Source organism: Streptomyces sp. S4.7, assembly GCF_010384365.1.
Taxonomy (GTDB): domain Bacteria; phylum Actinomycetota; class Actinomycetes; order Streptomycetales; family Streptomycetaceae; genus Streptomyces.
Map to the genome: position 1 here is coordinate 7,196,925 of NZ_CP048397.1, position 12,242 is coordinate 7,209,166.

General features: G+C 69.8%; 11 protein-coding genes. 10 read left to right on the forward strand and 1 reads right to left on the reverse strand.

Translation table 11 applies throughout. The annotated features are described in order from the left end of the window. Positions 1-234 precede the first annotated feature (234 nt). From SSPS47_RS31620 to SSPS47_RS31635, 4 genes are all read left to right on the forward strand, one after another. A complete protein-coding gene (locus SSPS47_RS31620) occupies positions 235-882 on the forward strand; it encodes a class I SAM-dependent methyltransferase (protein ID WP_164253891.1) in 648 nt (215 codons plus the stop codon). A 238-nt stretch (positions 883-1,120) separates the two neighbouring features. After that, positions 1,121-1,876, forward strand: a complete 756-nt coding sequence (locus SSPS47_RS31625; protein WP_164253892.1) for an alpha/beta hydrolase — start codon at positions 1,121-1,123, stop codon at positions 1,874-1,876. Positions 1,877-1,906: 30 nt separating this feature from the next. Next, entirely contained in the window at positions 1,907-2,908 is a 1,002-nt protein-coding gene (locus tag SSPS47_RS31630; RefSeq protein ID WP_275405200.1) for an NB-ARC domain-containing protein, read from the forward strand. Then, positions 2,905-3,351 (forward strand): hypothetical protein, encoded by a 447-nt coding sequence (locus SSPS47_RS31635; RefSeq protein WP_164253893.1) that lies wholly within the window; start codon positions 2,905-2,907, stop codon positions 3,349-3,351. The genes SSPS47_RS31630 and SSPS47_RS31635 overlap by 4 nt, the downstream gene beginning before the upstream one ends. 62 nt (positions 3,352-3,413) lie before the next feature. Here the strand turns inward: SSPS47_RS31635 and SSPS47_RS31640 are convergent, their stop codons facing one another. Further along, positions 3,414-4,361 carry a methionyl-tRNA formyltransferase gene (locus SSPS47_RS31640; RefSeq protein ID WP_164253894.1) on the reverse strand — a complete coding sequence of 316 codons (948 nt, stop codon included), beginning with the start codon at positions 4,359-4,361 and terminating at the stop codon, positions 3,414-3,416. Between the two features lie 248 nt (positions 4,362-4,609). Here SSPS47_RS31640 and SSPS47_RS31645 point away from each other — a divergent pair, with 248 nt between their 5' ends. The 6 genes from SSPS47_RS31645 (at position 4,610) to SSPS47_RS31670 (ending at position 12,225) form a co-directional block, all read left to right on the forward strand. Continuing rightward, positions 4,610-5,965, forward strand: coding sequence for a lysine N(6)-hydroxylase/L-ornithine N(5)-oxygenase family protein (locus SSPS47_RS31645; RefSeq protein WP_164253895.1), 1,356 nt, complete (start codon positions 4,610-4,612; stop codon positions 5,963-5,965). A gap of 77 nt (positions 5,966-6,042) precedes the next feature. Then, positions 6,043-7,101: an iron ABC transporter permease gene (locus SSPS47_RS31650; RefSeq protein WP_164253896.1), complete on the forward strand. Its 1,059-nt coding sequence runs from the start codon at positions 6,043-6,045 to the stop codon at positions 7,099-7,101. Further along, the gene (locus tag SSPS47_RS31655; protein WP_164253897.1) at positions 7,098-8,279 is read left to right on the forward strand and encodes an iron chelate uptake ABC transporter family permease subunit; all 1,182 of its coding nucleotides are present in this window, start codon (positions 7,098-7,100) and stop codon (positions 8,277-8,279) included. Before SSPS47_RS31650 ends, SSPS47_RS31655 begins: the two co-directional genes overlap by 4 nt. Positions 8,280-8,376: 97 nt before the next feature. Then, positions 8,377-9,183 (forward strand): ABC transporter ATP-binding protein, encoded by an 807-nt coding sequence (locus SSPS47_RS31660; protein WP_164255237.1) that lies wholly within the window; start codon positions 8,377-8,379, stop codon positions 9,181-9,183. Between the two features lie 157 nt (positions 9,184-9,340). Beyond that, positions 9,341-10,393 carry an iron-siderophore ABC transporter substrate-binding protein gene (locus SSPS47_RS31665; protein ID WP_164253898.1) on the forward strand — a complete coding sequence of 351 codons (1,053 nt, stop codon included), beginning with the start codon at positions 9,341-9,343 and terminating at the stop codon, positions 10,391-10,393. A gap of 44 nt (positions 10,394-10,437) precedes the next feature. After that, positions 10,438-12,225, forward strand: coding sequence for an ABC transporter ATP-binding protein (locus tag SSPS47_RS31670; RefSeq protein WP_164253899.1), 1,788 nt, complete (start codon positions 10,438-10,440; stop codon positions 12,223-12,225). Positions 12,226-12,242 lie beyond the last annotated feature (17 nt).

Genomic DNA, 12,242 nt, shown 5'->3' on the forward strand with positions numbered 1-12,242 from the left:
ACCCTCTTCTTGGCCTGACGGGCGTGCCCGTCCGACCGAACTCTCCCCTCCGGGCGCCCCCGGCCGTCTCCTCACCGCGGGCCAGCCGGGCGAACCTGAGCCGTGGTGTCACCGGATCGGGTGACGGCCGGCGTTTCGGGTGTCCGTGTCCCCGGACACGGGGCCCCGTCGACCCTGTACGCGGCGAGGGCCGTCCCACCGTGGCCGAGCCGGCCAGGAGCTACTGTCGCGGGCATGGTCCGACACGATGCCCTCAGCGCCACCCGCGATGCCTACGACGCCGCTGCCGTCACCTATGCGGAGCTGTTCAGCGACACGCTGCGTGACAGTCCCCTCGACCGCGCGGCCCTGGGCCTCTTCGCCGAGGTCGTCGGCGCGAGCGGGGACGGTCAGGTCGCGGACCTGGGCTGCGGACCGGGCTACATCACCGCTCATCTGCGCGAGTTGGGGCTGGCGGCGTTCGGCGTCGACGCCTCTTCGGTGATGATCGAGTTGGCCCGACAGGCCTATCCACACCTGCGGTTCGACGTGGGGTCGATGACGGAGCTGGACATCGCCGACGGCGCGCTGGGCGGCATACTCTCGCGCTGGTCCGTCATTCACACTCCGCCGCAAGAACTCCCCGTCATCCTGGCCGAGTTCCACCGGGTGCTGGCACCCGGTGGCCACCTGCTGATCGGCTTCTCGGCAAGCGAGGATCCGTCACACCCGACACAGGTCTTCGACCACGCGGTCGCACCCGCCTACCGGTGGTGGCCCGATCACCTCGCCACGCTGCTGCGCGAGTGCGGCCTGGCCGAGGTGGCCCGGATGATCCGCGAGCCTCGGCCCACCGACCGGCGCCAGTTCCGCGAGGTCCACCTGCTCGCCCGCAAAGCCTAGTCGGGGGGCCGCCGTCACGGATTGCGCGTCGCCCGCGGCGGACCGGGTCGGGACCGGCTCATCGAATTCGCCGACGAACCGGCCGAGTTGCTCACGGAACGGGCCCTGGACCGGCCGAACCTTCCGACCCTTTGACCAACATGCCGGGCGTGCGACCCGCGGCGGCGTACGGCGTTGACGTAGCCTTGCACCCCACGGCTGAGACGGCGTCATTCGTGATGAACGAGGAGGGCCCCGGGTGCCCCTGGACATCAGGCCGGTCAGAGAAGTCGACGCCGTCCTCGTTCACGGACTCTTCTCCTCGCTCAGGACGTGGTCCCACTTCGAAGCGCTGATCGCCGCCGACAGGGAGCTGGCGCACATCGACACGCTGCCGTTCGGTTACGTGTCCCCGGTCGCCTCCTTCAGCCCCCTGCGCCGTATCCCGTCGTTCGACGATGTCGCGGACAGCCTCGGCGGTTTCCTCGAAGTGGAGGGAGGCGGATACGAGCGGTTGGTGCTCGTCTCCCACAGCCAGGGGGGACTGGTGGTTCAGCGCTATCTGGCCCGGATGCTCAATGAGGGCCGGGGAACGGAACTCGCCCGGATCAGCCGGGTCGTGATGTTCGCCTGCCCCAACTCCGGTTCCGAGCTGGCGCTGACGCTGCGGCGCGCTTTGTGGCGTCGCGGGCACGCGCAGGAACGGCAGTTACGTCCCATCCACGCCGCGGTCACCGAGGCGCAGCGCACGGTCCTCACCCGCGTCGTGCACGCCCGGTCCGTCACGGCGAACTCCTGCCCCTTACCGGTCACCGCGTTCGCCGGCGAGACGGACGGGGCTCCTGCCCCTTACCGGTCACCGCGTTCGCCGGCGAGACGGACGGGATCGTCACACCGGCCTCCGCCAGAAGCCTGTTCCCCGACACCGGGGTGCTTCCCGGCGACCACTCCGGCATCATCCGCCCGGACTCGCCGGGCCACCGCTCCTACACGGCCCTCAAACGGCTGCTGCTGATCCCACCGGACGGCGCCCCGGATCACGTACATCGTCGAGCGACTCCTCAGGGACCTGGCCGGCCCGACAGGCCCGTGGGTTGTCAACGTCCGTGGTGTCGGCGGTGTCGGCAAGACGACGATGGCGTACGAGGCCGCACGGCGCGCCGCGCGCGAAGGGATCTTCGACCGGATCGTCTGGACCACCGTCCGCGGCGGCGCCCACGAAGCGGGCCTGTGGGAGGCCCTGTTCGATCTCGCCGCGCAACTCGGCGTGGCGCTCGGGCCGGACAGACGCGGATGGGAGGCGGAGCTGGGGGTGGCGCTCCGGGCCGCGGGTGAACAGCGGCGCGTGCTCGTGGTCGTGGACAACCTCGAGGTGGCGAGCCGGGCCACGGCCATCGTCGACGGGCTGCGCGGGGCCGGTGTCGTACGGCCGCACAAGCTGCTGGTCACCAGCCGCGGCGTGGTCCACGATCCGGACCACGCGATCAAGGAGCAGTCGGTCACCGGCCTCACCCAGGAGGCCGCCGTCGCGTTCATCCGGCACGTGGGGGCCGACGACCCGGAGCTCGCCGATGCCACGGGGACCACCTTCACCCCCATCGTGCGGATCACCGAGGGGAACCCCTATCTGATGAGGCTGGCCATTCGGCGCTACCTCTCGACGGGGACGCCCCTCCACGAGGTGATCGATGAACTGACCGCTCTGGAAAGCCGGGTGCCGGACGGCGGGGAGGGACTGGCCACACGTATCAAGGCCCATCTGTTCGACCGCTCGCTGGGGGAGTTCGACCTCGTCGCGGGGGCCGACCCGGCCCACAGCCTCATGGCCGCGTTCTGCGCCAAGCGGCGCGGGGACCGGATCGCCAGGGGCGAGCTCACGGAACTCAGCGGGCTGCCGGACCGCGACTTCCGGCACGCTCTGCGGTGCGGGCACGATCTGGAACCGGTCCAGGCGTCCCGGCTCAACGAGGAGCACTCCATCCACAGCCTGCTGTACGAATACCCCAGGCCCAGACCTGGCACCGGACCCGGCACAGTGAGTCCGTGACGTCCAGGCTCGGCTACTGCGGGGAGCGCCCGGACGTGTGGATCGCCACCGTCCGGCGGTCGTTCGGCAGAGCCCCGGAGCACGTGGAGGCCGGCCGTGAGGTGTCGGACACGCAGCTGACGGACGCCGCGACCGTCCTCGACAACGTGATGCGTTACGGCGTGGAGGTCGACAGCCTCCTGCTCTCCCACTTCCTGACGCGGCCCGCCGGCTACCACTTCCACGGCCGCGACTGGGGCGGGCTGCTGCGCCGCGGAAGCGTGGCGCTCGGGGCCTGGATCAGGCTCAACGGCGCGGGCGATTTGGTCCGGGCGGTCTTCGGATCAGTGGAGTACGTCGTGTCGCCACTGCGGCAGCGCCTGCGCCGCGGCCCGCGCACCCCGGCTCCCGCAGGGGCGCTGCGCTGCCCCTGCGGGAACTGCTTGCGGGCGAGCGGGACCTGACACGTCGGCGTCCCGGTACGGCCGACTGGCTCCCGCCGGGCGACCGCCGGGCGCCCCTGCCGTCAGGGGCGGCTCGTCAGGTAGCCGCCCATGGAGGTGAAGTACTCCGTCGCGGGCAGCTCCCGGCCGTCCTCGGTCCGTACGCGTGTGATGGCCAGACCGTGGTGGCGGCCGGTGCGGGCGTCGGATCCGGCGACGATCACCACGCCTTCGCCCTCGCGGTAGAAGATCCGGCCGGGCGTACCGCCGTAGCGGCCCTGGGACACCACGGCGGCGAGGACTTCGAGTCGCTTGCCCCTGTGGAAGGTGAAGGCGGTGGGGTACGGCTCGGACTGGGCGCGGACCAGGCGTTCGAGGTCCTCCGCCGGCCAGTTCCAGTCGACGCGGATGTCCTCGGCGGACCGCTTGTGGAAGAAGGTGGCCTGCGAGCGGTCCTGCTTGGTGAACTCCGTCTGCCCGGCGGCGATGAGCCCGAGTGCGCCGACGGTCACCGGCGCGATGAGATCGACGGTCTTGTGGAAGAGGTCGGTGGCGGTGTCCGCCGGTCCGACCGGGACCGACTCCTGGCGCACGATGTCGCCGGCGTCGAGTTCGTCGTCCATCATGTGCGCGGTGACGCCCACTTCGGACTCGCCGTTGATCAGGGCCCAGATCAGCGGGGAGAAGCCGGCGTACTTCGGCAGCAGCGAGTCGTGGACGTTCAGCGTGCCGTGGCGGGGGAGGCCGAAGATCCGCGGGGGGATCCAGGTCCGCCAGTTGTTGGCCACGATGATGTCCGGGTCGGCCTCCTTGAGGCGCTCGAACAGCTCCTCGTCGTCGGGGCGGTTGCGGATCAGCACCGGGACGCCGTGCTCCTCGGCGAGGTCGGCGACGGAGTCGCTCCAGATCTTCTCGTACGCGTGCTCGCTCTTGGGGTGTGTCACGACCAGTACCACGTCGTGCTCGGACTCCAGAAGGGCTTGCAGGGTGCGGTGCCCCCAGGTCTGGTAACCGAACATGACGACCCGCATGGGGTTCCTCCTCAGAGCAGGGAATGACCGAGGGTAGTTAAGCAAGGCTTACCTTAGTTTGCAACTGGCCCATCTGGCAGGTCAGTCGGAGGGCGCGGGCCCCGGCCGTCCACTCGACAGCCGTCCGGGATTAGCTTAGGCTCACCTAAGTTCAAGGTGGGGTCGCTTCCTCGGCGTGCCCACCTTTCGTATGTCCCACCTGCCCCCCACGCCTGACAGGCGGCTTCCCCCGTATGAATGGGAGTGACATGTCACAGGTTCTTCCTGGCGACGCAGCACCGGTCTACGACCTCATCGGCATCGGCTTCGGGCCGTCCAATGTGGCGATGTCGATCGCGGTCAGCGAGCACAACGCACGCGTCGGCAGGCAGGAGTCGGTGACCGCCCACTTCTTCGAGCAGCAGCCGTCCTTCGGCTGGCACCGCGGCATGCTGATCGACGACGCGACCATGCAAGTGTCCTTCCTGAAGGACCTGGTGACGCTCCGGAATCCGACCAGCGAGTTCAGCTTTCTCTGCTACCTCCAGAGCAAGGGCAGGCTGATCGACTTCATCAACCACAAGAACCTCTTCCCGCTGCGGGTGGAGTTCCACGACTACTTCGAGTGGGCCGCTGCCAAGGTCGACGACATGGTCAGTTACGGCCACGAGGTCGTCGGCGTCACCCAAGTGGTCCGCGACGGAGCCGTGGAGTACCTGGACGTGACGGTCCGGTCGGGGGAGGGGCTCGTCGTCCACCGCGCCCGTAACCTCGTCATCGGCTCCGGGCTGCGCCCCCAGATGCCGGAAGGCATCGAGCGCGGCGACCGTGTCTGGCACAACTCCGAACTGCTGAAGAAGGTCGACGCACTGGAGGGCACCTCGCCCTCCCGGTTCGTGGTGGTGGGCGCCGGGCAGAGTGCCGCCGAGAACGTCGCCTACCTGCACCGCCGTTTCCCGGAGGCCGAGGTCTGCGCGGTCTTCTCCCGTTACGGCTACAGCCCCGCCGACGACAGCGCCTTCGCCAACCGGATCTTCGACCCCGAGGCGGTCGACCAGTACTTCGCCGCCCCCGAGGACGTCAAGGGCCGGCTGATGGGCTACCACGGGAACACCAACTACTCCGTGGTGGACATCGACCTGATCGACGACCTCTACCGGGAGATGTACCGGGAGAAGGTCCTGGGCACCGAACGGCTGCGCTTCCTCAACGTGTCCCGGCTGGTCGACGTGAAGGAGACCCCGGACAACGCCCGTGCCACGGTGAAGTCACTGGTCACGGGCGAGGAGTCGTTCCTGGACGCGGACGTCGTGGTGTTCGCCACCGGTTACGGTCCCGCCGACCCCGTCGGCCTCCTCGGCGAGGTCGCGGACCGCTGCCTCCGGGACGACGAGGGCCGTGTCCGCGTCGAGCGCGACTACCGCGTCGCGACCGACCCCGACCTGCGCTGCGGCATCTACCTCCAGGGCGGTACGGAGCACACGCACGGCATCACGTCGTCCCTGCTGTCCAACACCGCGATCCGGGTCGGCGAGATCCTGGACTCGCTGCTCGGCCGGGGCGTCAGGTCCGCGTCGGGCGAGGCCCACCGGGTCGCCGACGGAACCGGCAGCGCCGCCCGCTAGGTCCTGTCCGCCGGCCCGGGCGTGAGGCCCGGCCGGCCGTGCCTTCCGCGTAGATCAAAGGGATAACGTACGTCGACATGAGCACGACTGCAGTGGAGCGCCCGCTGCCCAAGGGCGGAACGGAAGCCCGCAGGCACCGGGGCACGGGACTGGGCACACTCGTGGTGATCCTCCTGATCACGGGGGTGGCCTCGCTGGCTGTCGGCGCCCGCGCGCTGAGTCCCGCCGAGGTGTGGCACGGGCTGTTCGCGGCGCCGGACTCCGATCAGCGGCTCACCGAGATCAGGCTCATCGTGCAGACCGTGCGGGTGCCACGGGCGGTGCTCGCGGTCGTGGCGGGTGTCGCGCTCGGCGTCGGCGGGGCGCTGATCCAGGGGTACACGCGCAACCCGATCGCGGACACGGGCCTGCTCGGGGTGAACGCCGGTGCCTCGTTCGCCGTGGTGACGTCGATCGCGGTGTTCGGGTTCACCAACCCGTTCCAGTACGTCTGGTTCGCCTTCCTGGGGGCGGCGGTCGCCGGTGTCGTCGTCTTCGGCCTTTCGAGCATCGGCAGAGGGGCCGGCAACCCGCTGACGCTCGCACTGGCGGGGCAGGGGGTGGCGGTGTTCCTCGCGGCGATGACCACGGCGATCTCGCTGTCGGACCAGAAGTCGCTGAACGCGCTGCGGTTCTGGAACTCGGGCTCCGTGGCAGGTGTCGGATTCGACGTCATCTGGCCGGTGGCCGCGTTCGTCGCCGCGGGACTGGTGCCGGCGCTGACCGCGCTGCCCTCCCTCAATCTGCTCAACCTGGGCGACGACGTGGCACGCGGGCTGGGCGTGAACATCGCGCTGAGCCGGACCGTCGGCATCCTCGCCATCACCCTGCTGGCGGGCGCCGCGACCGCGGCGTGCGGCCCCATCGCCTTTCTCGGTCTGATGGTGGCCCATGTGGCCCGCTATCTCACGGGGCCCGACTACCGCTGGCTGGTGCCGTACGCGGGTGTGCTCGGAGCCCTGGTCCTGTTGGTCTCCGACATCGTGGGGCGACTGGTGGTGCGGCCGGGCGAGCTGGACTCGGGCGTCGTCGTCGCCCTCCTCGGCGCCCCGTTCTTCGCGGGTCTCGTGTGGCGAGGAAAGTTCAAGAGCGCATGAACGAGAGGGGTGTTGGCACAGACGTGGGAGCGGACGGCGGAGCAGAGGCCGGGAGAGGCGTCGCGCCGGACATCAGGACGGACGCGGTGACGGACGCGGTGACGGACGCCGCGCCGGACGCGAAGCGGTCGCTCGCGCCGGGCGTGCGGCTCGGCCGGCTCTCCTTCGTCTGGCGCCCCTGGATGGTGCTGGTCACCCTGCTGCTCACGGCGGCGACCTTCCTGGTGTTCTGCGTGTCCATCGGTGTCGGCGACTTCCCCATCGGTCTGTCCCGCGTGATCGCCACGATCCTCGGCCGGGGCGAGCAGGTCGACGAGTTCGTGATCATGGATCTGCGGCTGCCCCGCGCCCTCGCCGGTCTTGTCGTGGGCATCGCGCTGGGCGTCTCCGGGGCGATCACACAGTCCGTGGCGCGCAACCCGCTGGCCAGCCCGGACATCCTGGGGATCACCTGGGGCGCCGGCGCGGTCGCCGTGTTCCTGGTGACGGTGTCGGGCGGCACCGCCACCGCCGTGGTCAGCTCCGTGGGCCTCTCCGCCGCGGCGCTCGCGGGCGGCCTCGGTACGGGGCTGCTGGTCTACTTCCTCGCCTGGCGGCGCGGGATCGACGGTTTCCGGCTCATCCTCATCGGTATCTCGGTGAGCGCGGTGATGCAGGCGATCACCACCTGGCTGCTCGTCAAGGCCGACATCAGGGACGTGGCACGGGCACAGGTGTGGCTGGTCGGCTCACTGGACAACCGGTCCTGGGACGAGGTCCGGGTGGCGCTGTGGTGCACGCTCGTCCTCCTGGTCGTCGTCGCGGCCACCGCCTTCCAGTTCAAGCCGATGCACCTCGGCGACGAGGTCGCCGCGGGCCTGGGGGTCCGCCATTCGCGGGTGCGGGCGCTGCTGCTGCTGTGCGCCGTACTGCTGGCCGCGGTCGCGGTGAGCGTGGCGGGCCCGGTCGCTTTCGTCGCGTTGGTGGCGCCTCAGGTGGCGATGCGTCTGGTGCGCTACCCGACACCGCCGATGGTGGCCTCCGGCCTGGTCGGCGCGCTGCTGCTGATCGGTTCGGACCTGGTCGCGCGTGCGGGGCTGCCGATCGGTCTTCCCGTCGGTGTGGTCACCGCCGCGATCGGCGGCCCCTTCCTCGTCTATCTGCTGGTGAGGGCGAACCTCAGACAGACGGATAGATGATAAAAAGGTTAGGCAATCCTAATAAGGGGGGCTTGTGGCCGCTCAGTCCATCACGCTGAAGTCGAAGACCGAGACCGAGACCGGGACCCGGTCCGCGATCGCCCCCGTCGCCGGGGGTGAGGCACGACTGGCCGCCAGGGGCGTCACGGTCGGATACGGCGGCCGGACCGTCATAGACGATCTCGACGTGGCGATCCCGCCAGGGGTGATCACCACGATCATCGGCCCCAACGGCTGTGGGAAGTCGACCCTGTTGCGCACCCTGACCCGGCTGCTCAAGCCGGCCAGGGGGACGGTCGTGCTGGACGGCGACGACATCGCCCGGCTCAGGACCAGGGACGTGGCGAAGAAGCTCGGCCTGCTGCCGCAGGCGCCGGTCGCCCCGGAGGGGCTGACGGTGGCCGATCTGGTCGCCAGGGGGCGTCATCCGCACCAGAGTTGGCTGCGGCAGTGGTCGTCGGACGACGCCGATGTCGTGGAGCGCGCACTGGCCATGACCGGGGTGGCCGATCTGGCCGACCGTCCGGTCGACTCGCTGTCGGGCGGCCAGCGTCAGCGCGTCTGGATATCGATGACGCTGGCTCAGGGCACCGATCTGCTGCTGCTGGACGAGCCGACGACGTATCTGGATCTTGCGCACGCGATCGACGTGCTCGATCTGGTGGACGACCTGCACGAGGGCGGGTGCACCGTCGTCATGGTGCTGCACGATCTCAATCTGGCGACGCGCTACAGCGACAACCTCATCGTGATGCGGGAGGGGGCGATCCTGGCGCAGGGGCATCCGCGTGACGTGATCACCGCCGAGTTGCTGCACGAGGCGTTCGGGCTCCGCGCCCAGGTGATCGACGCCCCGGTGGGCGACAGCCCGATCATCGTGCCGCTCGGCCGTACGCACGTTTAGCCGTTGCCCTCGCGCTCGCCCGAATCGGCCGGTTCAACCCAAGTGCCGGTAAAGGGATTTCATAGGTTAGGCTAGGCTAACCTCACCTGCTCAGGATAAGGTTTGGCTGCCCTAAGACAAGGGCGCAGCGGACAGTGCGATCACAAGGGACTCTCGGATGCTCTTCCACAGAACGACGCTCGCGAAGCCACGGCGGCGACTGGCGGCGACACTGTCCGCCGCCGCCCTCGGCATCGGCCTCCTCACGGCTTGTGGTTCCGACTCGGCGGACGAGCCGAAGGACGACGCCCCGGCCGCGGCCGCCGGCGGCGCGTTCCCGGTCACCGTGGAGCACGCGTTCGGGTCCACCGAGGTCACCAAGGCTCCGAAGCGCGTCGTCACGGTCGGCTACACGGACGACCAGGCCGTCCTGGCGTTCGGCATCAAGCCGGTCGGCATGGTCGACCAGTATCCGAACCCGGCGGGCAAGTCGCCCGACATCAACACCCAGTGGCCGTGGGTGAAGGACAAGTGGGGCGACGCGCGCCCCGAAGTCATCATGAAGAACGGTGACTCGGGCCCCAACTACGAGAAGATCGCCGCCCTTCGCCCGGACCTGATCATCGCGGTCTACTCCGAGATCGACCAGGCCGGCTACGACAAGCTCTCCAAGATCGCCCCGACCGTGGGCCGTACCAAGGCCGAGAAGGAGCCCTTCAGCGCTCCCTGGCAGGACAACGCGGCCCACATCGCCAAGGCGCTCGGCAAGGAGGACGAGGGCACCGAAATGGTGCAGGGCATCCAGGAGAAGCTCGACACGGCGAAGAAGGCCAACCCCGGGTTCGCCGACCAGACCGCCGTCGTCATCTCCTGGTACAAGGACTCGATCTCCCCGTTCACCTCCACCGACGTACGTGGACAGCTGGTGACCGGCGCCGGGTTCAAGTACCAGACGAAGATCGACGACATCGCGGACGGCGGTTTCTCCACCGAGCTCTCCCCCGAGCGCATCGATCTGATCGACGTGGACCGCATCTTCGTCGTCAACGACAAGGCGGACACCGAGGCGTTGAAGAAGTTCGAGCTGTTCGCCAATCTGCCCGCGGTCAAGAACGGCAACGTGTCCTACCTGCTGGACAGTGAGGGCCCGGCGGTCGGTGCGGCCATGTCCCAGGGCACCCTGCCGTCCCTGCCGTACGCGATCGACGAACTCGTCAAGTCGGCCAAGTAAAGGATGACGACGGTGATCAGTCAGCGACGAGACCCGATGTCCGGGTGAGCGCCACCGACACCCGCGCGGCCCCGGCCACCCTGCGCACGGCCACCGGGGGCGAAGCCTCCCGGTGGGTCGTGGCGCACTGCCGCGAGACTCCGTGGCTGACGTTCGTCACCGTGCTCAGCACCGTGGCCGGGGCGGCGCTCCAGGTGCTCCCGGTGCTCCTGCTGGGCAGGGTGGTCGACGGGGTGGTCGAGGGCCAGTCGCGCTCGGTCCTGGTCACGGTCGGAGTCTTGATGGGGGCCGCCGCGCTGTTCGGCGCGGCGGCCACCGCCGCGTCGACGTATCTGATCGGGCGCCTGGGCGCGGATCTGCTCGCGCGGCTGCGCGAGCACGCCGTCCGGGCGGTGCTGGGGATGCCGAGCGAGCGGATCGAACGGGTCGGCCGGGGCGATGTGCTGTCCCGCGTCGGCGACGACGTGGCCGTGCTGTCCAAGGGCATCCGGACGGCCATCCCCACCGTGTTCTCGGCCGGCGTACTGGTCTTCATCGCCACGGCGGGCATGTTCGGACTGGACTGGCGGCTCGGTCTGGCGGGCGCCGGTGCGCTGCCCGCGTACGTGCTCGCGCTGCGCTGGTACCTCCCGCGCTCCGCCCCCCTCTACCGTAAACAGCGGGTGGCCCAGGCCGATCGCGCGCAGGCGCTGATCAGTGGCCTGAACGGCATCGACACCGTACGTGCGTACCGACTTGAGGAGTCCGTCCGCGAGACGGTCACCCGGGAGTCGTGGCGCGTGCGGAATCTCGGTGTCGAGGTGTTCCGGTTCTTCGGCAGATTCGTCGGCCGGGAGAACCGCGCCGAGTTCATCGGGCTCGTCCTGATCCTCTTGGTGGGGTACGCCCTGCTGGAGGCCGATGCCGCCACCCTCGGTGAGGTGTCGGCGGCCCCCCTGATGTTCCACCGGCTGTTCACCCCGCTGGGCGCCATCATGTTCACCTTCGACGAGGCGCAGAAGTCGGGCGCGAGCCTGACCCGCCTGGTCGGGGTGCTGGCGGAGGACACCGAGGAACGGCTGGTGGGCGACCGCTCGGTCGCCCCGGCGGACGCCGCGCCGTACGCCGTGACGGTGGAGGGGCTGACGTTCAGTTATCCCGACAGCGGCGAACCGGTCCTGAGGGACGTCGATCTGACGATTCCCGCAGGCGGTTCGCTCGCCCTGGTGGGTGCGACCGGTGCGGGCAAGTCCACCCTGGCCGCGCTGATCGCCGGTATCGGGACACCGCAGTCCGGGGCGGTGCGCATCGGGTCGCACGACCTCGCCGGCATGGACGAGGCCGGTTCCCGGGCCCTGGTGAGCATCCTGACGCAGGAGACACATGTGTTCTCCGGTCCGCTCGCCGACGACCTGCGGCTCGCCGCGCCGGACGCCACCGACGCCGAGTTGACGGACGCGCTGCGCACGGTCGGTGCGGGCGGGTGGGTCGACGCGCTGCCCGACGGGCTCAACACCCCGGTCGGTGAGGGCGGCGAGCGGCTGGACGTCGCCAAGGTCGCCCAGATCGCCCTGGCCCGGCTGGTGTTGGGCCGCTCACCGGTGGTGGTGCTCGACGAGTCGACCGCGGAGGCGGGCAGCGAGGGCGCGGCAGAGCTGGAGCGGGCCGTGCTGGCCGCGTGTGCGGGCCGGACCACGTTGTTCGTGGCGCACCGGCTGACCCAGGCGATGGCGGCGGACCGGATCGCCGTACTGGACGCGGGACGTGTGGTGGAGCGTGGCACCCACGAGGAGTTGGTGGCTCTGGGCGGCCGGTACGCACGACTGTGGCAGGCCTGGCGAGAAGGCAGTTAGGGCCACCTTAATTAGGC